18 protein-coding genes are annotated in these 21,225 nt (G+C 35.5%); 4 read left to right on the top strand and 14 right to left on the bottom strand.

The window, feature by feature from the left end:
- Window positions 1–71: 71 nt before the first annotated feature.
- The 3 genes from pyk to LpgJCM5343_RS05480 form a co-directional block, all read right to left on the bottom strand.
- Window positions 72–1,841: a pyruvate kinase gene (pyk, locus tag LpgJCM5343_RS05465; protein ID WP_113576151.1), complete on the bottom strand. Its 1,770-nt coding sequence runs from the start codon at window positions 1,839–1,841 to the stop codon at window positions 72–74.
- 34 nt (window positions 1,842–1,875) lie between these two features.
- A complete protein-coding gene (pfkA, locus tag LpgJCM5343_RS05470) occupies window positions 1,876–2,835 on the bottom strand; it encodes a 6-phosphofructokinase (RefSeq protein ID WP_003648703.1) in 960 nt (319 codons plus the stop codon).
- A gap of 174 nt (window positions 2,836–3,009) precedes the next feature.
- Window positions 3,010–6,126 (bottom strand): DNA polymerase III subunit alpha, encoded by a 3,117-nt coding sequence (locus tag LpgJCM5343_RS05480; protein WP_113576150.1) that lies wholly within the window; start codon window positions 6,124–6,126, stop codon window positions 3,010–3,012.
- A gap of 102 nt (window positions 6,127–6,228) precedes the next feature.
- Between LpgJCM5343_RS05480 and LpgJCM5343_RS05485 the strand changes: the two genes are divergently transcribed.
- Window positions 6,229–6,429: a YjzD family protein gene (locus LpgJCM5343_RS05485; RefSeq protein WP_003650447.1), complete on the top strand. Its 201-nt coding sequence runs from the start codon at window positions 6,229–6,231 to the stop codon at window positions 6,427–6,429.
- A 64-nt stretch (window positions 6,430–6,493) separates the two neighbouring features.
- Here LpgJCM5343_RS05485 and LpgJCM5343_RS05490 read toward each other — a convergent pair whose 3' ends face one another.
- The 8 genes from LpgJCM5343_RS05490 to uvrC all read right to left on the bottom strand — a co-directional run bounded on the left by LpgJCM5343_RS05490 (window position 6,494) and on the right by uvrC (window position 15,657).
- Window positions 6,494–8,059: a bifunctional metallophosphatase/5'-nucleotidase gene (locus LpgJCM5343_RS05490; protein ID WP_101890775.1), complete on the bottom strand. Its 1,566-nt coding sequence runs from the start codon at window positions 8,057–8,059 to the stop codon at window positions 6,494–6,496.
- 59 nt (window positions 8,060–8,118) lie between these two features.
- Window positions 8,119–8,310: a 50S ribosomal protein L32 gene (gene rpmF / locus LpgJCM5343_RS05495; RefSeq protein ID WP_003648698.1), complete on the bottom strand. Its 192-nt coding sequence runs from the start codon at window positions 8,308–8,310 to the stop codon at window positions 8,119–8,121.
- Window positions 8,311–8,426: 116 nt separating this feature from the next.
- The gene (locus LpgJCM5343_RS05500; protein ID WP_003648697.1) at window positions 8,427–8,753 is read right to left on the bottom strand and encodes a lipopolysaccharide assembly protein LapA domain-containing protein; all 327 of its coding nucleotides are present in this window, start codon (window positions 8,751–8,753) and stop codon (window positions 8,427–8,429) included.
- 9 nt (window positions 8,754–8,762) lie between these two features.
- On the bottom strand, window positions 8,763–9,557 hold the full coding sequence (locus LpgJCM5343_RS05505; protein ID WP_101890776.1) for an SDR family NAD(P)-dependent oxidoreductase: 795 nt from the start codon (window positions 9,555–9,557) through the stop codon (window positions 8,763–8,765).
- A 4-nt stretch (window positions 9,558–9,561) separates the two neighbouring features.
- Window positions 9,562–10,491, bottom strand: coding sequence for a ribonuclease Z (rnz, locus tag LpgJCM5343_RS05510; RefSeq protein WP_101890777.1), 930 nt, complete (start codon window positions 10,489–10,491; stop codon window positions 9,562–9,564).
- A 13-nt stretch (window positions 10,492–10,504) separates the two neighbouring features.
- Window positions 10,505–12,430: an acyltransferase family protein gene (locus tag LpgJCM5343_RS05515; RefSeq protein ID WP_101890778.1), complete on the bottom strand. Its 1,926-nt coding sequence runs from the start codon at window positions 12,428–12,430 to the stop codon at window positions 10,505–10,507.
- Between the two features lie 30 nt (window positions 12,431–12,460).
- Entirely contained in the window at window positions 12,461–13,747 is a 1,287-nt protein-coding gene (gene obgE, locus LpgJCM5343_RS05520) for a GTPase ObgE (RefSeq protein WP_020807039.1), read from the bottom strand.
- 107 nt (window positions 13,748–13,854) lie between these two features.
- Entirely contained in the window at window positions 13,855–15,657 is a 1,803-nt protein-coding gene (gene uvrC, locus LpgJCM5343_RS05525) for an excinuclease ABC subunit UvrC (RefSeq protein WP_113532412.1), read from the bottom strand.
- A gap of 142 nt (window positions 15,658–15,799) precedes the next feature.
- On the opposite strand from uvrC, the gene LpgJCM5343_RS05530 reads away from it, so the two are divergent.
- Both LpgJCM5343_RS05530 and LpgJCM5343_RS05535 read left to right on the top strand, forming a co-directional pair.
- Window positions 15,800–16,726 carry a nucleoside hydrolase gene (locus tag LpgJCM5343_RS05530; protein ID WP_020807040.1) on the top strand — a complete coding sequence of 309 codons (927 nt, stop codon included), beginning with the start codon at window positions 15,800–15,802 and terminating at the stop codon, window positions 16,724–16,726.
- A gap of 8 nt (window positions 16,727–16,734) precedes the next feature.
- Window positions 16,735–17,346 carry a DedA family protein gene (locus LpgJCM5343_RS05535; RefSeq protein ID WP_003648690.1) on the top strand — a complete coding sequence of 204 codons (612 nt, stop codon included), beginning with the start codon at window positions 16,735–16,737 and terminating at the stop codon, window positions 17,344–17,346.
- 74 nt (window positions 17,347–17,420) lie between these two features.
- Here the strand turns inward: LpgJCM5343_RS05535 and LpgJCM5343_RS05540 are convergent, their stop codons facing one another.
- Window positions 17,421–18,062: an NAD(P)H-binding protein gene (locus LpgJCM5343_RS05540; protein WP_101890780.1), complete on the bottom strand. Its 642-nt coding sequence runs from the start codon at window positions 18,060–18,062 to the stop codon at window positions 17,421–17,423.
- 274 nt (window positions 18,063–18,336) lie between these two features.
- On the opposite strand from LpgJCM5343_RS05540, the gene LpgJCM5343_RS05545 reads away from it, so the two are divergent.
- Entirely contained in the window at window positions 18,337–19,689 is a 1,353-nt protein-coding gene (locus tag LpgJCM5343_RS05545) for an APC family permease (RefSeq protein ID WP_101890781.1), read from the top strand.
- 68 nt (window positions 19,690–19,757) lie between these two features.
- Here LpgJCM5343_RS05545 and LpgJCM5343_RS05550 read toward each other — a convergent pair whose 3' ends face one another.
- Window positions 19,758–20,561: a Rib/alpha-like domain-containing protein gene (locus LpgJCM5343_RS05550; protein WP_101890782.1), complete on the bottom strand. Its 804-nt coding sequence runs from the start codon at window positions 20,559–20,561 to the stop codon at window positions 19,758–19,760.
- A gap of 217 nt (window positions 20,562–20,778) precedes the next feature.
- Window positions 20,779–21,162, bottom strand: coding sequence for a DUF1828 domain-containing protein (locus LpgJCM5343_RS05555; RefSeq protein ID WP_039156353.1), 384 nt, complete (start codon window positions 21,160–21,162; stop codon window positions 20,779–20,781).
- Window positions 21,163–21,225 lie beyond the last annotated feature (63 nt).

Raw genomic sequence — 21,225 nt, forward strand, 5'->3', positions numbered from 1 at the left:
TATAAGGAAAAAAAGACAAAAATAAAATAGCCAGCTTTCGCTGACTATTTTAATAAGCTAATTAATTTAGATTAAAGGTTAGTTGCTTCACCTTGGTAAACAGCACCACGACGAGCATCAACGGTAATCTTAGAACCATCCTTGATCTTTTCAACTGCATCAGTAGCACCAACAACAACTGGGATACCAAGTGAAAGACCAACAACAGCTGCGTGGCTAGTTAAACCTGAAGCTTCAACTACCATACCTGAAGCCTTCTTGATTGCTGGTAAGTAATCCTTATCAGTAGTCTTAGCAACTAAGATGTCACCATCTTGAACTTTGCTGTTTGCTTCTTCAGCAGAAGTTGCAACTACAGCTTTACCAATAACTGATTGTTCACCAACACCTAAGCCTTTAACAAGTTGGGTACCGATCAATTGTAACTTCATCAAGTTAGTAGTACCAGTTTCACCCAAAGGAACACCAGCAACGATAATTACCAAGTCGCAGTCTTTTGCAAGACCAGTTTCTTTAGCAAGTTCTGCTGCCTTGTCAAACATTTCTTCAGTAGTCTTAGGCTTTTCAACCAACATTGGCTTTACACCCCAAACAACACCTAATGAGTGTTCGATCTTTTCGTCGAAAGTCATAGCAATGATATCAGCGTTTGGACGGTACTTAGAAATCATACGTGCAGTGTAACCAGATTCAGTTGCTGCAATAATAGTCTTAACGCCCAATTCTTCAGCAGTTCTAACAACTGATTCACCAATAGCTTCAGTAACGTTTGAACCCTTGTATTCTTCAAATCTTTGAAGAGCTAACTTGTTACGCTTAGCAAGTTGCTTTTCAGTACGCATGTCAATTTCAGCCATAGCCTTAACAGCTTTAACTGGGTAAAGACCATTAGCAGATTCACCTGAAAGCATAGTTGCGTCAGTACCATCAAGAACAGCGTTAGCAACGTCAGTAACTTCGGCACGAGTTGGACGTGGGTTTTCTTGCATTGAGTCAAGCATTTGAGTAGCAGTAATAACTGGCTTACCTAATGCGTTACATCTTCTGATTAATTCCTTTTGTACGAATGGAACATTGATAAATGGAATTTCAACACCCATGTCACCACGAGCAACCATTAAACCATCAGAAACCTTTAAGATTTCATCGATGTTATCAATACCTTCTTGTGATTCAATCTTAGGGAAGATCTTTACGTATTCACAGTGTGCTTCTTCAAGCAATTGACGAATGTCAAGAACATCTTGTGCTTTACGAACAAATGAAGCAAAGATGAAGTTGATACCTTCCTTTAAACCGAACTTAATATCGTTAGTATCTTTTTCAGTGATACCTGGGAGGCGAATTTCAACACCAGGAGCGTTAACACCCTTCTTAGAACCAATTAAACCAGTGTTTTGAGCTTCACAAACTAATTCTCTCTTAGTGTCATCTTTTTCCTTAATCAAAAGGTCAACTAAACCATCATCGATTAATACGTGACCACCAACGTGAGTATCATCGTAAAGTCCATCGTAGGTAACGTGGATCATGTCCTTGTTACCCTTCTTAGTGTCATCCATAGAAATACGGATAGTGTCACCAGTGTTAATAGTGAACTTGCCGCCTTCTTGTTCAGTAGTTCTAATTTCGGCACCCTTAGTATCAAGAGCAATGCCAAGAAGTTTACCAGTCTTCTTTTCAATCTCACGAACCATGTTCATACGTGCACGGTGTTCTTCGTGGTCACCGTGTGAGAAGTTGAAGCGGAATACGTTTGCACCTGCTTCAGCTAATTTAGTAATAGTCTCAACATCGTTTGAGGCTGGCCCTAAAGTACTAACAATTTTAGTTTTCTTCATCTTGAAAAAATCTCCTATAATACAAAATCAAAAACTACTTGGCTAAGTCTTTGTTTAATGAGTATAACGCATAATTACCGTGGTGTTTTGCATCAAACAAATCAAGAATATCATGGTGAGAAAGCTTGTTGTTTTCAATTCCAACAGCTAAGCCGCCTTTACCTTCAAGTAACAACTTAACAGCATAAGCACCCATTTCGCTTGCTAATACACGATCACGAGTTGTTGGGCTTCCACCACGTTGCATGTGACCTAAGATATTAGCACGAGCATCAAAGTCGCCATACTTAAGAAGTTCATCCTTAAATTTATTAGCGTCCATAACACCTTCTGCTAAAACAACAATTCCATGCTTCTTGCCATTAGCGAATCCTTGCTTCAAGTTTTCAGCAATTTCCTTAATGTCATAAGGTTCTTCTGGGATAACAATTGCATCTGCGCCAGTAGCAACACCAACGTGCATTGCAATATCTCCACAATCACGACCCATAACATTTACAACAAATACACGTTGGTGACTTGTTGCAGTATCACGAATTTTATCAATAGCTTCCATTGCAGTATTACATGCAGTGTCAAAGCCAATTGTGAAATCAGTGTAAGGAATATCATTGTCGATTGAACCAGGAAGACCAATAGCATTATAGCCATGTCTTGTAAGCTTCAATGCACCATGGTAAGAACCATCACCACCGATGACAACTAAAGCATCGATTCCGTGCTTCTTTAATTGTTCGATTCCCTTAAGTTGAACTTCTTCTTCCTTAAATTCTGGGAAACGAGCTGAATAAAGAAAGGTACCGCCGCGGTTAATCTTGTCCGCAACTGTTTCAGAAGTCATTTGGAAAATATCGCCAGCAACTAAACCAGCATATCCATAACGAATTCCGCAAACTTCGATACCGTTTGCCAAAGCTGTACGTGTAACAGCTCTAATGGCAGCGTTCATACCAGGGGCATCTCCACCACTAGTTAAAATACCAATCCGTTTCATGAATTCACCTCTACGATTTTCTGTGTTTTACTCACATCGGTTTTATCGTACCATTTTTTTAACTCATTGTCTTCAAAAATAATCCTATTTTTTTCGTTAATAAAGTCTGCTAAATAAATGTTTTCGCTTTCAATCCTATCAGAATCTATTTTGCTAGAATTTAAAAGTTTTAAATTAATCTTTAAAATTAACTTTGCGAGCATTTGAAAGTAAAAACTGCGTCTTTGTCGGACTAAAGCGATCACTTTGCGTCTTCACCTGCAATAAATATATTTCGCCAATCTTTAAGTTTTCTCCTACTTTCTCCCATACCTGAGGAAAGATCGTAAAATCTTTATCGCCACTACTATCGCTAAAGACCGCGAAAGCCATATTATCACCTTTTTTAGTGGTGATTTGCTTTATCTTCATTAATTTGCCAACTGCAATCCCCTGTTCATTGTTTTCAAAAGCCTGCAATCTTTTTGCGTTATACTTTCTAGCATATTTTTGAACAGCAATGATTGGGTTAATTCCAGTACTAAAGCCCATTGCTTCTACTTCCATCGCTGATTTTTCAGCAGCAGTTGGCATTTTTTCTTCTTCGATTTTGGGCTCCAAAGTTTCAAATAAAGATAAATTTGAACCTGCCATCTTTACACTTTCAACTAGGTCTTTATTTATTTTTAAAAGTTCATTTCGATTTGGAGCTAGTCGATCAAAAGCACCTGCTTTAATTAAATTTGCAATAGCATCAGCACTCAACAAATTATTATCAATCTTCCACAAGAAATCAGTCATTGACTTAATCGGACGCTTAATTTCTAATATTTGTTTCAGCAAATCACTTCTTAATCCGCGAACTGCCTTCAAGCCAACTAAAATTTTGCCGTTTTCAAGCGAAAAATCCGCCTTACTGTTCTCAATATCTGGTGGCAAAGTCTTAATTCCAGCTTCTTGTGCTTGCATCAAGTATTGAGCGATCTTATTACGATTGCCAATATTACTGTTCAAAAGAGAAAGATAAAAAGCGCCAGGATAATGAACCTTAAAATAGGCCAGCCAAAAGGCGATTTTACTATATGCAACTGCATGCGAACGGTTAAATCCATAATTAGCAAACTGAGCAATATAATCATAAACCTGCTCTGCTATCTCTTTTCGTCTGCCAAGTTTTACAGCGCCTTGAATAAACTTCTCTCGTTCTTTTTGGATCACATCAGCGTTTTTCTTAGACATAGCTCGCCTTAAAAGATCGGCTTCACCTAAAGAAAAACCAGCTAAAACTTGAGCCGTCTGCATAACTTGCTCTTGATAAACTAAAACGCCATAAGTTGGTCCTAAGATTTTTTTTAAGCTAGGATCAGGATATTGAACTTTTTCCTTGCCATGTTTTCTATTAATGAAATGACCAATATTATTCATTGGACCTGGGCGATATAAAGCATTTACAGCGACAATGTCTTCAAAACTGTCAGGATGAAGCTGCTCTAAAACGCGCTTAATTCCATCGGATTCAAATTGGAAGACGGCATCTGTGTCACCACGCTGAAATAAAGCAAGCGTTTCTTGATCATTTAACGGAATCTGATTAGGATCAATTTCAACTCCTTCTAACTTTAACGCTGAAATAATGTTGCCTAAAATAGTTAAGTTTCTTAAGCCTAAAAAGTCAATTTTCAATAATCCTAAGGACTCAACGTTTAATTTGGTTTGCTGCGTTACAGGTATTCCTAAAGGTCCCGCCTGTAAGCCCACAATCTCTGCTAATGAATCATCAGTGATTACTAAACCAGCTGCATGAATTGAATAATGACGCGGCAAATTTTCTAAATGCTCAGCAGTCGCAAATAGAATTTTACTAAAAGCATTTGTATTAACTAAAAGCTGTAACTCTTTTGATTTTTGATATGCTTCTGCTAAAGTGATTTTTCCTTTTGCATGCGGGATTGCATCTAACCAGCGATAGGTTTCAACTTTATTTAGTCCAAAAACACGACAAACATCTTTTAGAACTTGCTTAGCAGCCAAAGTACCAAAGGTTAAAATTTGGGCGGCGTGATTCATTCCATATTTTTCAAACATATATTTTATTACTTCATCACGTCGATTATCTGGAATATCTAAGTCAATATCTGGCATTTGTTGACGAGCGGGATTTAAGAAACGTTCAAATAACAAATTATATTCAAGTGGATCGACTTCAGTAATTCTTAAAGCATATGAAACAAGTGAGCCAGCAGCTGAGCCTCGTCCAGGTCCAGTTGTAATGTGAACACTATGGGCAAAGTTCATCACATCCCACACAATAAGAAAATAATCATCAAATCCCATCTCATTGATTACTTTTAGTTCATAATCTAATCTTGCTTGGTATTTTTCCGGAATCCTTCCTTTAAATCTTTTAGCAAGTCCATTTTGTGCTAATGAATGCAAATATTCTTTTGATGTTGGAAACTTATTTTGTTTGAACTTTGGCAATTGAGGATCTTGAAACGTAATCTGAGCACTGCAAATTTGACCTATTTTTTCAGCGTTTTCTAAAGCATCTTCAATCCCAAATTTTCGATAATTAACCTGCAATTCTTCGCTATTTTTTAAGTAATGCGAACCAGCTTGCTTAGCTAATTGCTCCACATTTTCTAAATGGGTGTTACTCTTAATAGCTTGCAGAGTTCTTCTTAAAAATTGTTCGTTACGATTAAGATATTGTCCGTCTTCAACCGCAGTTAACAATAACTCAAATTGCGTTGCTAATGAACGAAGATAATTTATATATTCTTGCTGTCCTTGATCAGCATAAACGCCTAAATAAATTGATGAAGATGTAGGAACAGAATCTTTCAGTGTACGGATATAATTAGCTCCCATTTTAGGATTGTTAGCTTGCAGCATCTTTAGTTCGCTATGTATGTTACTAGGCGTAATTATAACTAAGTGACCGAGATATTTTTTTAATTCTTCAAGCTCTAAAACATTTTCTTTTTCACCATTTTCGGTTAAAAGATTGACCGCACTTGATAAACGCAAAATATTTTTATATCCTTGATCGTCTTTAGCAATGACAATTAAATCATACTTATTTGCCTGGTCAACCAAGCCGTTGATTCTTAACTGCATCCCTAATAAAGGCTTAATTCCAGTTTCTTTTGCAGCTTTATAAAAATTAACTAAGCCATAGGTAATATTTACATCCGTCAAGGCGAGTGCAGAATAACCTTTTTTCTTTGCGTTTTCAGCTAAATCTTTAACTTTAGTTGGACTCTCCAGTAATGTAAAACTACTAAGGTTTTGCAGACTCACTGCTCCCATATGCTCACCCTTTCTAATAATTTAAGTATAGCAAATTCTCTCTTCTTGGCTTGCGTAAAACTCTTTTTTTTGCTAAGATACCTAGCGAAAGAAGGAGAAATTATGCGCTATATTATTACTATGGTTTGGTCATGCATTTTTTGCGAAGTTATCGGTTTTATCGCTGCATCTTTAACTCAGATGCAATTTAATCCTATGCAATCTTTGATTATTGGCGCAGTCTTTGGCTTGCTATTCGCAATTATTATTCCCGCCATTACTGCCAAGAGTTACAAAGACAAGAGTAAGTACAACAAACTTTAATTGAACTAAATTTGAATATTTTAAAAAGCTGTTTCGTAATGAAACAGCTTTTTTAGTACCTTAATTAATAAAATTTGTAGTTTTTAGCAGTATCTACCTTAATATCACCATGAGTTAGGTATTCGCTAAACATTTGAACGTAGTCCTGATCAAAGATCTTTTCAATCTTATCCATGCTGTAAGCTGGATAAAATCCTCCGCCTAAAGCACGATAATTATTGACAGCTAACTTGTATACCTTATCATCTTCAAGATCTTTCCCATTTAAGGTTACTTTAGTCAATCGATGACCAACTGGTCTTGAAAGATCAGCTTCATATTTTACTGGGTAGAAAAGATCAAAATGATAAAGCATTGGCTTAGGTGTAATCCAACGATCAATAAATTTGATTTTACCGTCTTTATCTTTTTCTAAGAATCCAGCTGAATATTCAATAATTTCTTTTAATTCTTTTCCAGTCAACTTAACAATGCAGAGTTGATTTGCATATGGATAGTTTAATAATACTTCGCGCATTGTTACATTCTTTGAAAAGCCATGGGCAGATTCAGACATAATTGCTGTTGCTGAAACATCTGCTCCAGTAAACCAAAGTTGCATTTGTTGAATAAGATTGATAAAAGGTGCTCCCTCAATTCTGCCCTTGATAGCGTCATCAATTGGTGCAGGTTCAGATAAATGCGCAATAGGTTGATCTAGCCATTTTTGTGTTTCTTCATCAAGACTCTTAATGATCTTTTCAATTGCTGGATCTGGTGCATAATCTTTACTATCAATCAATTCGGTAGTCATCTCATTGATTTTAACTTTACCATTCGTGTCTTTATCAAAATCAATGATCACTTTACCTACTGCTTCTCCGCGGTAGCCTGGCTGAACAATGGCCGTGTTACGAGTAACTAAGTTCAAGCGGCGATGTTGGTGTCCAGTTAAAAAGACATCAATTTCCGGGATTTCAGTTAAAATCTTATAGCCCTCATTTTCGCCTGTATGAGGCTCAGTTGCTTTACCAGTCAATGGATCACTTTCAAAACCACCGTGATATAGAGCACAAAGAATATCTACTTGTGGACGCAATTTTTTAGCTAATTTAGCAAGTACTTCATAACCAGAAACAAACTTTAAGCCTTTAATATGATCCTCTGACTCCCAGTGAGAGATATACTGAGTAGTAATTCCCATAATACCTATCTTTAGACCAGCTTTTTCAACAATTGTATATTCTTTTCCAAAGAAAGGTACATTAGTATCTGCATCTAAAACATTATCATTGATAAATGGAGCACGATTGTTATCAACATAGTACGATAAATAATCCAAACCATAATTAAAGTCATGGTTACCTAATGCACGCGCATCATATCCCACTTCATTATAAGCTTCAGTAAATTTACGCAATCCTTCGTCTTCAGGCAACTTTTGAGTATAGCTAGCTAAGGGTGAACCTTGTAGACAATCTCCGCTATCAGTAACTAGGACATTGTCTGCACCATATTTTTCTTTTTCACTTTTAACCACGCTACTTACGCGACTAAGAGAAATTGGAGCATCATAGTTGTCTTTATTTTGATAATCAGTTGGCATCAAAAAGCCATGCGTATCACTTGAGTGTAATATAACTAATTTCATTAATACCTATTCCTTTAATCAAACATTACATAAAAAAAGACACCCCACGGTGTCTTTAATTAATCGTTATTTTGTTGCTTTTTTTCGTTAGCAACTTGACGGCCTTTGTAAAAGCCCTTTGGTGAAACGCGGTGGCTTAAACGGTATTCACCAGTAGTAGCATCGTAATGCATTGCTGGTGTGGTTAATTTAATATGACCACGACGTGAACGTTTCTTTTGCTTAGAAGTTTTTCTTGCAGGAACTGCCATTAGTTAGATCTCCTTTTTTATAGAATTGAGACTTGCGAACCTTTAAATAAACAAATTCACTAAATACTCACGTATTTCAATAATACAATCTAAGAGCTGATAAATCAAGTCCAATCTTATTTTGTAGCTTCAGAATTGTTAACTTTCTTTAATTCAGCAATCTGTTTATCTTTAGATTCAATTTCACTCTGGTATTTATTATCTAATTCTTTCTTCTGTTTTGCTAGTGCTTTTTTTACATCAGGAGAAACTTTTTCTCCTTTTCCAATTAGAAGTGAAACTAAAGCACCTAGTAAAAGCATAATAACTAAAACAATTATCAACGGCATTTTAGGTTGGAAAAAGCCAAAATTAATTGCCACTGGTTCAGTATTTAAACAGGCGAAAATTACAAGCACTAAAACAATTATTAGCCCAATTACTAAATTTCTTTGCTTATTCATTATTATCTCCTACTTTCTACTAGCAAACTTTAAACTTGCCCAATCACCAATGCGTGGGAAAATCTGATAAAGTTTTGCTAAAGTAGCTAGACCTAATGGTAAATTCAATTCGCGACGATTAGAACCAAAGAAATGAACTACTTGCCAAGCTACATCATCAGGATCGAGCATAAAACGTTGTACATTATTTGCATAAGATCCACTCTCATCTGCGATATTAAAGAAATTAGTGTAAACTGGTCCAGGATTTACTGTCATAACCTTAACACCAAATGGCTTTAATTCTAAACGTAAAACATTTGAAAATTGAATAATAGCTGCCTTAGTTGCACTATATGCTGCAGTTTTAGTAGTAGGTACAATTCCAGCAATCGAACCGAAGTTGATAATTTGACCAGCTTTTTGGTCAATCATTACTCGAGCAACAAGACGAGTAAAGTACATTAGGCCTAAGACATTAGTTTGGAACATTTCAGTTACTACTTGAGGTGAAGTCTCTAAAAATTCTTTAAAGACGCCAAAACCAGCTGCATTAACTAGATAATCAATATGATCAACATGACTAATAATTTCATTAAAGGCACGGTCAATTTGATCCGCTTTACTAATATCAGTTGGAAATACAAATACGTCGTTTCCTGAAAGTTGACGAGCCTCATTAGCAATTTCTTCTAATTTATCTTGATGACGGGCCATTAAAATGACAGTGGCGCCGCGACTTGCACTCTCTAACACAATCGAGCGTCCAATACCACTTGAAGCTCCAGTAACTACTACGACTTTATCCCTCAATGAATTACTCATATTATTATCCCCTCAATGTAATTTCAAAACTGTCTAAATCATTGGCTAAACGAGTATGTTTAAAAATTTTTCTCGCTTCATGCTCTAGTTGCTTACCTGCTTTTCCTGTATAGCGCGCAGAAATATGAGTCAAATAAAGCTTTCCTACATGATGATCTCTCGCTATACGAGCAGCATCTAAGCAGGTTGAATGGAAATAACGATGAGCCATTTTTTCTTCATCACCATTAAAAGTAGATTCATGAACTAGAACATCTGCATGATCAGCTAATTCGCCAATATTTTCCGTTGGACGCGTATCATAGATAATCGTAACAACTCGGCCTGGACGCTCTTTACCAAGGAAATCTCGTCCATCTAACTTTTGACCATTACTCAACGTAATCGTCTTTCCAGCTTTCAGTTGACCAAGAAGCGGACCGTTTGGCACATTATATTCTGCCACCTTATCCATTAGCAACTCTCCAGGACGTGGCTTTTCAACCACACGAAAACCAAAACTTGGTACACGGTGATCTAGTCGAGCAGTGTAGACGGCAAAAAGATTGTTTTCAAAAATTAAACCGTCTTCTTTTAAAACAACGTATTTAATTGGATATGATACCCGAGTTTTTGAAACTCTCAAAGAAGTTTGCACAAATTGTTCAATTCCGGCAGGCCCATAAATTGTTAATGGACCACCATCGCCTTGAAAAGAACGAGATGAAAGAAAACCTGGCAAACCAAAAATATGATCACCATGAGTATGCGAAATAAAAATTCGCGTTACCTTTCTAGGTCTAATATTAGTCTTTAAAATTTGATGTTGTGTAGCTTCGCCTACATCAAATAACCATACTTCATTTAATTCATCTAATAATTTAAGTGCGGTACAAGAAACATTCCTGCTCTTTGACGGCTGCCCAGCACTTGTTCCTAAAAATTGTATTTCCATGAAAACCCTATTTCTAATATTTTCCTTTCGTAACCAATGTCTTAGTTACATAGGCACTATAAAACTTTGATCCTTCTGTAGTTGGGTGCGTATGATCATCATAGAACCAATCTTGATGACTCCCGGCAAACTCATGCCATTTGATAATGGTTAAGTTAGGGTATTTTTTCGCTGCTGCATCCAATTCACCATTAACTTGATCTTGCCAATCACGTGTCGGAACATGCGTATTAATCCAAAAAACTTGTCGCTTTGGTCCAATAATTTGCATTAAACGATCAAGTTCTTTAGGCGCAAAAGCACCATTTGTTCCTAAACCGATCAAGACATTATTATTTAAAGCACCTTTTTTCTTATACTCTTCAAAAAGTGGAATTGTGTCACCAAGTTGTCTAGAAACAGCTGCATCAACAATTAAATGTGGCATTAGTTTTTGCAAGTTTTGACTAGAGCCTGCCATTACAGAATCCCCAATTGCAGTTACTTGAATTTTTTGTGCTAATTGCAAGTCAACTTGAGAAATACCATATTTTTCAAAATCTTTATTCACGGGTTTAGTTGTTGCTGCTTTTTTAGCTTGCGCTAAAATTTCTGCTTTTGAAGTTATTGACTTTTTCTTTTTAGACTGTGCTTCTTTAATTAACTTTTTATTCTTTTTCAGTTGCTTGTTTCGGTTTGATTTAATTTGAGTTGCTAGTTCTGAATGATTAGGATTTTCGGCTTTTACAGTTGGTGCCTTAAGAATTCCAAAACTACCTAAAATAAAGACAACTATTCCAGTCGCAAATAAAGCTTTTGATTGATAATGGTTAGCTTGTAAATTTAGGGCTTTTGATAAAAACTGACGCAATTTTTCCCAATCAATTCGTCCAAATGGTTTTTCAATAAAACGATAACTTAATTCTGCAATTACTAAAATTAATATAATTTCGATTAAATGGTACAAAATTACATGGTCTGCAATATCTTTAACCTTATCTTCAAAAAAGATCATCACTGGAAACTGATATAAATAAATTCCATATGACCGTGAACCAATCCAGCTAAATACTGGATTAGTCAGCCACTTATTCCAGCTGCTACCAGGATGAGCAATTACCCCTACAAAAATCATTGTTACTAAAGAGAATAAAAACATCCCGCCACGGTAAGCAAAAGCTTTTTGTGGATTAAAAATCGGACTAGTAGACATCAATAAAATACCGACTAAGGCTATTGCTCCAATTACGTTTAAGAGTCGTCTATCGCCTTTTTCAAGGTTGGCATTTAACTTCCATGTTGGCCAAAAGACGGCTAACATTGCACCCAGGCCTAATGAAAAGAATCTCGTATCTGTTCCATAGTAAATTCTACTTGTATCAACACCTGGCTTAAATAAAAACGCCATCTCTAAAGCCGAAAATACAGTTAAGGCTGTAATAATCCAAAAAATTATTTTTTTCTTTTTAGCTAATTTAACTAATAGAAAAACTACTAGTGGCCAAATAATATAAAACTGCCCTTCAATTGACATTGTCCATAAATGAACGAAGGGAGATTCATTGGAAGCAAAACGCTCAAAATAACTTTGGCCATTCTTGATTTGCCAAAAATTATAAACATTTAATAGGTTGGCAACTACTATTTGATTTAATTTAGCTAAAAGATTTTGCTGAAAAAGTAAGATATAGGCACTACATCCCCATAAAAGAGCAATCATTTGGGGATATAATTTCTTAATTCTTCTTACATAAAAAGACTTAAAGTCATACTTTCCCCGCTCTTCATAGGCATGAAACATGTGGTCCGTAACTAAATATCCAGATAGTACTAAAAATATCGGCACACCCAAATATCCACCCATAAATCGATTTGGATTAAGGTGATATAGAATTACTCCAATAACAGCTAAAGCACGAAGTCCGGCATAGCCTGTAATAAAGCGGTTCTTTCTTTTCAAAAGTCTTACTCCCAACTTTTTTAAATTTTATTAATCTACAAATTCAAAAGTGAAGTCAGCTATTGATACATCGTCACCATTTACTGCTCCCTTTTCTCTTAAAGCATCATCTACACCCATCCGCTTTAATTTACGAGCAAGGAGCATAATTCCATCAGTATGATCTAGATTAGTTCTTTGAACAAGACGCTCTAACTTATTACCAGTAACGACAAAGCTATGCTCACCAGTTCGTTCAACCTTAAATCCATCATCTTCAGGCTTTTTATAAACATATTCTTTTTCGGCAACTTTAATTTCTGCTGGTTTTTCAGCTTCTTCTTTTGCAACTTCTTCAACTAAATCTGCTGTCTTACCCATTAGTTCGCTGACACCCTGATGGGTAACACTAGAAATAGGATATACCGTCTTATCTCCTAATTTCTTCTTAAATTCAGCAAGTTTTTCTTCGCTACCAGGGATATCCATTTGCGTTGCTACAATAAGTTCTTTCTTACTTGTTAAGTCCTTAGTGTAGCCTGCTAATTCCTTACGAATAGTTTCATAATCTTCATAGGCATCTCTACCATTATTTGGATCCATTGAAACTAAGTGCAAAATTACTTTTGTACGTTCAACATGCCGTAAAAATTGAATTCCAAGTCCAACACCCTTAGATGCACCTTCAATTAATCCTGGTAAATCTGCCATTGAAAAGTCTCGTCCGTCTGGCAAAACGACCATTCCTAAATTTGGTGTCAAAGTAGTAAATTCATAAGCTGCAATCTTCGGCTTTGCCTTAGTTACAACAGATAGAAGTGTTGACTTTCCAACTGATGGAAATCCTACTAGTCCTACATCTGCCAATACCTTTAATTCTAAGCGTAAGGTTCGAAATTCTCCTGGCTCACCATTTTCAGCAATTTCTGGAGCTGTTCTGGTTGGGGTAGCAAAGTGAATATTGCCTCTGCCTCCCTTTCCGCCATGAGCAACTACAAGCTCTTGACCATTTTTAACTAAGTCACCTAAAAGTTCGCCGGTATTAAAGTCGTAGACACTTGTTCCCATTGGAACTTTTAAGCGGACATCTTTAGCTCCGCGACCATATTGGGATTTAATGCGGCCATTTTCACCATTATCTGCCTTAAACTTACGTCTAAAGCGAAAATCCATTAAAGTTCTCAAACCGGAATCAGCGACTAAAATAATACTGCCGCCTCGTCCGCCGTCTCCACCAGCCGGACCGCCAAGTGGAACATATTTTTCATGACGAAAAGCAACTGCTCCATCGCCACCTTTTCCTGCTTGTACATCTATTTTTGTTTGGTCGACAAACATTAAGTATGCCTCCTTTTATATATCAAGTTATAATTAAAAAAATTCTTAAAGTTTCTTAACTATGATACCATATCAAGCCCTATTAAATCAGGTCTTTTCTCGTTATTTTACAAACTCAATTTAACAGTTTGTGCTTGTGGAAGAGTTAAACCCGCATCTCGTAATTCTTCGATTGAAGCTTCTTTAATTTTCTTTAAAGATCCAAACTTTCGCAAAAGCTTATTTCTAGACTTAGGACCAATCCCTTTTATCTCATCTAACTTACTTGAAAGTGCATTTTTAGCATGAGTTCTTCTATGAAAAGTAATTGCAAAGCGGTGAACTTCATCCTGAATTCTTGTCATTAAGTAGAATCCTTCTGATTTCGGATTTAAAGGAATTAGCTTTAATTCTTCTCCTTGAGTAGGATCACCAAAAATCAAGTGATTAGTGCGGTGATGGTCGTCTTTAACCATCCCTGCTACAGGAATATTGACATTTAATTCATTTCTCAACACATCTAAGCAAGCATCAACCTGAATTTGACCACCATCCATTAAAATCAGGTCAGGCATTTTCTTGTGTTCTTTCAAAAGACGACTATAACGCCTTCTCACCACTTCACGTGTATTTCCTACTTCGTCAGCCGCATTTTGGTGTTCTACTTCGCCTTTCAATTTATACTTCCGATATTCATGTTTATCTGGTTCACCATCAGTAAACACAACCAAGGCAGAAACAGGATCAGCTCCTTGGATATGAGAGTGGTCGAAACTTTCAATTCGATGGCCATATGGTAAACCCAAAGCATCAAAAATCTCTTTTTGTGCTCCTTTAGTTTTTCTATTACCTAATTCTAACAAGCGGAATTTTTCATCTAACTTCAACTTAGCATTGTCATGTGCCATCTCTAGTAAGGCACGTTTTTGACCTCTTTGCGGAGTTCTTACAGTTACGCCTAAAACTTCAGCTAATGCTTCATTATGAATACCAGCTGGGACCAAAACTTCTTTGGGTAAAACACGATTTCTTTGGCCATAGAATTGCGCAATAAAAGATACAAATGCATCCTGTGGTTCATTAGTATCTGTTAATGGAAATAATCTAGTTTCCCGACGTAATAATTTAGCCTGTCTTAAGAAAAATACTTGAATCGAAATCCATGATTTATCAACATAAAAGTTAAAAATATCTCTCTGGGTATGATCATTAGAAATAATTTTTTGTTTTTCAACGGTTTGTTCAATATATTTTAACTGATCTCTAAATTCAGCTGCACGCTCAAACTCCAAATCCATTGAAGCCTGAGTCATTTTTTCAGTTAAGTCTTGCTTAACTTGTGAAATATCGCCGTTTAAGAAACGCTTTATTTTTCTTATTTGCTTGTCATAAGCGCTCTTTGGGACCTCTTTAAAGCATGCACCGAGACATTGTCCCATATGATAGTAAAGACACGGGCGTCCCTGATGACCTGAACATCTTCTTAGCGGCCAAACCTTTTGGATAAACTTAAGCGTTGCTTGAGCCGCATAAACATTTGGATACGGTCCAAAATAGTAGCCATGATCTTTATGAACAATTGATGTTAAACGAGTTTGCGGATCCCTTTCGTTAGTAATTTCAATATATGGGTAACCCGTACCTTGTTTTAGTTGGACGTTATAGTATGGTTGATATTTTTTAATTAAAGTAATTTCTAGTAAAAAAGATTCTTTATCAGATGAAACTGTAATAATGTCAAAATCACGAATTTCACGAACAAGTTCAGCTCGCCGACCAACTTGCTTACTCTTAAAATAGGAACGAACGCGGTTCTTTAAATTCTTAGACTTTCCCACATAAATCACATTGCCATTTATATCTTTCATTAAATAACAACCTGGTTTGTCTGGTAAAAGCTTTAGTTTATTTTCAATGTGTTCCGTTGCCATCAATTATTTTTCCTTCCTATAAAATTCCCATAGTATTTTATCACGTTCCTTCTTAAAACCAAGTAAGATGTCTTTTTTATTTACCTTATACCATATCTTTTTATAAAATAGTTAAGTAAACAAAATGAAAGGTCGCAAATAAATGAAAAATATTTATTTTAATCATGATGGAAACATCGATGATTTGGTCTCACTTCTTTTACTATTGCAAGCACCTGATATCAAACTAATTGGAATTAGCGCAATTGACGGTGACGGATATATTGATCCAGCAGTAGAAGCTTGTCGAAAAATGGTAGATAAATTTAACTTACGCGGCGACAAGCTAGAAGTAGCTCGCTCAAATTCGCGTGCAATTCATCAATTTCCAAAAGAATGGCGAATGGCAACTTATTCCTTTAATTACTTCCCTATTCTAAATGAAAGTGGAGAAATTAAAACACCAGAAGCTGCTTTGCCTGCTCATTTAGACATGATTGATAAAATAAAAAAGTCAGATGGACCAGTTACCTTAGTCATGACAGGACCAATTACTGACTTAGCAAGAGCTTTAGATGAAGATGATTCTATTCAGTCAAAGATTGATAAAGTTTACTGGATGGGTGGTTCATTAGATGGACATGGCAATGTAGTTAGTGTCGATGCAGACGGAACACAGGAATGGAATGCTTTCTGGGATCCAGAAGCTGTAAAACGCGTTTTAGATTCAGACCTTAAGATTCAAATGGTTGGTCTTGAAAGTACTGAAGAACTTCCATTAACTGATGAACTTCGGCAGCACTGGGCAAGTTTAAGAAAATATCCAGCTATCGACTTAGTTGGTTTAGGATACAGTCTAATTATCTCTGTACCTAATGCAGAGCTATACTTGTGGGACGTTTTAACAACTATGTCAGCACTCTATCCTGAGCTTGTTGAAACTCGTCAGGTAAAAGCTAATGTAATCACATCAGGCTTAGCAAGTGGACGAATGTTCATTGATCCTAATGGAAAAGAAATTACTGAAGTTACAAAAGCAGATAAAGATTCATTCTTTGAAAAAATAGACAAAATTTTAGAAAGACAATAAATATATAGATGACAACTTGGTTAACACAATTTATCGAAAGCTTTGGCTATATTGCCATTATTCTTTTAATTGCCGTTGAAAATATTTTCCCTCCAATTCCCTCTGAGGTAATTTTGACACTAGGAGGTTTCTTAGTTAGTGGAACAAAGTTAACTCTAATTGGAGTTATCCTTGCGTCTACTCTAGGTTCAGTTATTGGAGCCATTATTTTATTCTCAATTAGTAGAAATCTAACCTTACCGCGCTTAGAGAAACTACTTGAAACTAAACTATTTAAACTTCTAGGTTTCAAAAAAGACGATGCACAAAAAGCGATTAACTGGTTTGACAAACACGGAATTGGCGCAATTTTTTATGGTCGCTGTATTCCAGTTGTTAGAAGTTTAATCTCCATTCCTGCAGGTATTGCCCATGTTGGCTGGACTAAGTTTTTAATTTTAACTACTTTGGGAAGTTTAGTTTGGAACAGTGTTTTAGTTGGATTAGGACACTATATGGGAAAAAACTGGCAAGTTGTAGTCAGAATCTTCGATGACTACACGCTCGTAATTATTGCCCTTTTATTAATTTTATTTATTTACTTCGGGATTAAATGGTACAAAACTAGAATCAAGAAGTAGGATTCATATTGTAGATATAATACACAAAAAGAACGGTCATGACCGTTCTTTTTACGTTTCATTAATTTTAATTTTTAATACCAAGCAGGCTTGTCACCATCAGTACCTGCTTTATCTAATCCAACATTTGCCTTAACATCCTTGGTTGGATTTTCAATTAAATCAGCAATATAATCCGCTACACTTAAACGTGATACTTCAGTTCCCCTAAATGGAGTTGTGGCACCAACAGTCTTCTCATAATTAATTTCATTTTTATTAGTTAGCCAAGCTGGTCTAATAATGGTGTAATCTAGATTACTTGCCGTAATCTGATCAGCAGCTGCCCGATAAATTGTTAAATATGAGCCTAAGATATTTTTATTCCATTCCCCAAATTTACCAGGCACTTCATCATAGATTCCTAAGGAAGAGACCCAGATCAAACGTTTAATACCGTTTGCATTCATTGCTTTAACTACAGTTTTTGCCTGATCTTCAATATTTGAACCAGCTAAATTCGCATAAACGAGATCTACATCTGCCAAAGCTTCTTTTAACTCATTAAAATTGCTTGCGTCTCCCTTAATTACCTTTTCTCTAGCGTCATTAATTTGCTTTAACTTATTAGGATGACGTAGATATAAAACCATATTAATATCGTTCTTCTTTAATAGCATTGGTTCAACTAATTGAGCAATTTGACCAGCAGCACCTAAAATAGCAATTTTTGTCATTTTTATTTTCCTCACATTATAAAAATCATAATTTCGATTCTAATAAAAGCATCTCAAATTCTTATTTAGCTAAAGTGCAAACTTGAATAATTTCAGTCATAATTTTCTCCTTACCTAGCTATCCTTACTTACAATTTAATAGTAATACTTATTATTAATAAGTCAACCACTTGTTATTGATTTTATTAGCTTTTCTTTAAATTTCGTATAGATTTACTTTTTCAAAGCATTACAATAGATAAAGGAGAACGTTACTAGATAGAGAGGTAAAAACATGACTAATAATAATTCTGTACCTAAGAAACTCTCCTTTATATCAATATATTTCTTAGGTATTAATGCGGTCATTGGATCAGGAACTTTTCTGCTACCTTCTGTAATTTATCGTTACATGAACCTAACAGCAATTCTTGTTCTTCTATGTACTGCTGTCACTGTCAGCATGATTGCTTTGTGCTATGCTGACTTATCAAGCCGTTTTACACAATCAGGAGCAGCATGGCTTTATTCCTATAATGCCTTTGGTCGCTTTGCTGGTTATGAACTCGGCATTTTCACTTGGTTTTTAGGTTGTACAACTCTTTCAGCTGAAGTAGTAGCTTTACTTACTGTCCTCAAGAGTTTTCTGCCGATTTTCAAAAATAATGCTATCTATATTGGTAGTATTATTTTCTTAATTTTATTATTTTCAGTTATTAATTTCTTTGGTAGATCTTGGGTAAAAATTGTTAATAATATTTCAGCAGCTGCAAAGATAATTACTTTAATTGTCTTTATTATCCTCGGAGCTTTCTTCATTAAAAAATCAAACTTCACTCCCGTAATTCCGCATGCGGCTTTAACCGGTGTTACACCATTCTTCAAACATTTTGGCGATGCATTTACACCAATCTTTTATTTGTTTACTGGCTTTTCATTTATTCCGATTGCTGCAAAACAAATGAATAATCCAGAAAAGAATATCCCTCGAGTTTTGGTTGCCGTAATGACTAGTGTCACAATTCTTGATTGCTTAATGCTTTTAGTAGCAATTGGTTTAAGTGGTCAAAAATTAGGATCTTATTCTAATCCTCTAGCTAGTGCCTTAAAAACTGGCGTTGGTCAATGGGGTTTTGCTTTCATGATTATTGGAATGCTGATTTCAATTTTTGGTGTTGCTTTCAGCGCATCTTTTAATACTCCATCATTAATTGCTTCTCTTGCTAATGAACATGGAATGTTACCAAAATGGATTGGAAAGAAAAATAAGCATGATGCACCTTGGGTAGGAATTATTTTCACAGCAATTCTATCTGCAGCCTTGGCTACTCAAAGCTACCTATTCCTTGTTTCATGTACTGTCTTAGCATCATTTGTTCAGTATGTGCCATCAATTTTAGCCGTTATTAAGTTTAAGCACAGTAATGAATATCCAACTCATGGTTTTTCTCTTCCTGGGAAATACACCATTCCAATTATTGCTTTAATTATTTCGTGCTATATGGTAACCAATTTTACGCCAAAGACATTACTTTTAGGCGCAGTAGTTGCTGTACTTGCTGCTGCATGTTATTTCTTTATTGATAAAGATGAAAAATTAGAAAAAGAGCATGAAAACTTCTTAGCTAAACTAAGACATATAAAATAAAAATTTGGATAAATTAAAGAGCTTACGATTTTAAATCGCAAGCTCTTTTTTTAGTTTCTATAATATTTTTAAAGTCTATTTTTTATCTTTTTGCCGAAGATAGCAACTGCACCAATTGCTGCTACTAGTAACCCACCAATTACTACTAACGGGTTAACAGCCTTTCCTTCAGTTTCTGGTAATTGCGTAGCTACTGAAACAGGATTGGAAGATTTTTTACTATTTTTCTTATTATCTTTAGTATTGTTTACTACGCTGACATTCTTTTCAGTTACCGTAGTAGAACCAAGATCTTTCACTACTACATCTTTATTAGTTTTTTCGCTACTATTCTTACTTGTATTTTCTTTAGCTACATCTTTCTTTACACTAGTAGTTTGCTTAGAAGCATTATCTTGCTGATCAGTAGCTGAAGTGGCAGAACCACTATTTAAGTCTTTCTTGCTTGCCTTGCTATCTTGACTTACAGCAGTATCTTTAACAGTTACATAAACTGCAAGCCTTGACCTTGATCCGTCAGGAAAAGTCACATAAACAGTGCCGTAACTAGTACCTACCTTGTTAATTTCAGGAGTTTTATCCCAGTTGGCAACTGTACCAGCTGGAACTGTACTCCAATTAGAAATGCCACTTGTTGCGTCTGGTAAAACGCCTTTGGTAGTGGTTAAAGTTTTAACTGATAAAGGATTAGTATAAGCTTGTAAGTTTTTATGTTGCTCAAGCTGAGTTTGATAAGTCTTTGCTTGCTCAGCACCTGCATTTGCACTATCAGTACTTGCTGCAAAAGCAGTACCATTTAAACTTAAAGAAGCCAGCAACGCTGCTGCTCCTAAACCAGTCATTATGTTTCTTTTCTTAATTTGTCTCATCATAATTCACGCTCCTCAGCAAGGTAAGCTATACTTTAACTTGCTGTTCTATTTACTTTTATTATACAGTAGTTTTACAAAAATATTACAAATTAATAGATTTTTTACATTCTTTGTAATATTTTAAGAAATCGCTACTTTTAGCGCTTTCATTATCTTTATATCATATCTATTTTTAAAAGCCAAAAGTTTATACTTGAGATCACGATGAGATATTTTTCTAACTAGCTAGATAAGTTAAAGCAACTTGCAACTGAGTTAGATCGCTCAAAGTCTGTGCCATATTCTCTAGATCAACAATCTGATAAATTTCTGAATTATCTTCATCAAATTCAAAACCAGCACCAATTACAATATCAGCTGCTTCTTCAAGTAAATCAAAATTTTCTTGAGCTGGATCTAATTTGAACAATGTTCCACCATCATCTGTAATTCGGTACGCTCCGTCCTTTTCCTTCTCGATCCAGCAATACACTAAATCACCATAAGCACCAATTAGCGGTGTTGCAACTTCAATGTCTTCTCCAGCTTGAATAAATTGAATATTTTGTTTTAACCAGTCGAATGAAGCATGTTTAATTAATTTTAATTCAGATTCTTCCATTTTTATCACTCCCCTATTTTCAACAAATTATAACCTAAAATGGCAAAAAAAAAGAAGCCTGAT

This window comes from Lactobacillus paragasseri, assembly GCF_003584685.1.
GTDB lineage: Bacteria > Bacillota > Bacilli > Lactobacillales > Lactobacillaceae > Lactobacillus > Lactobacillus paragasseri.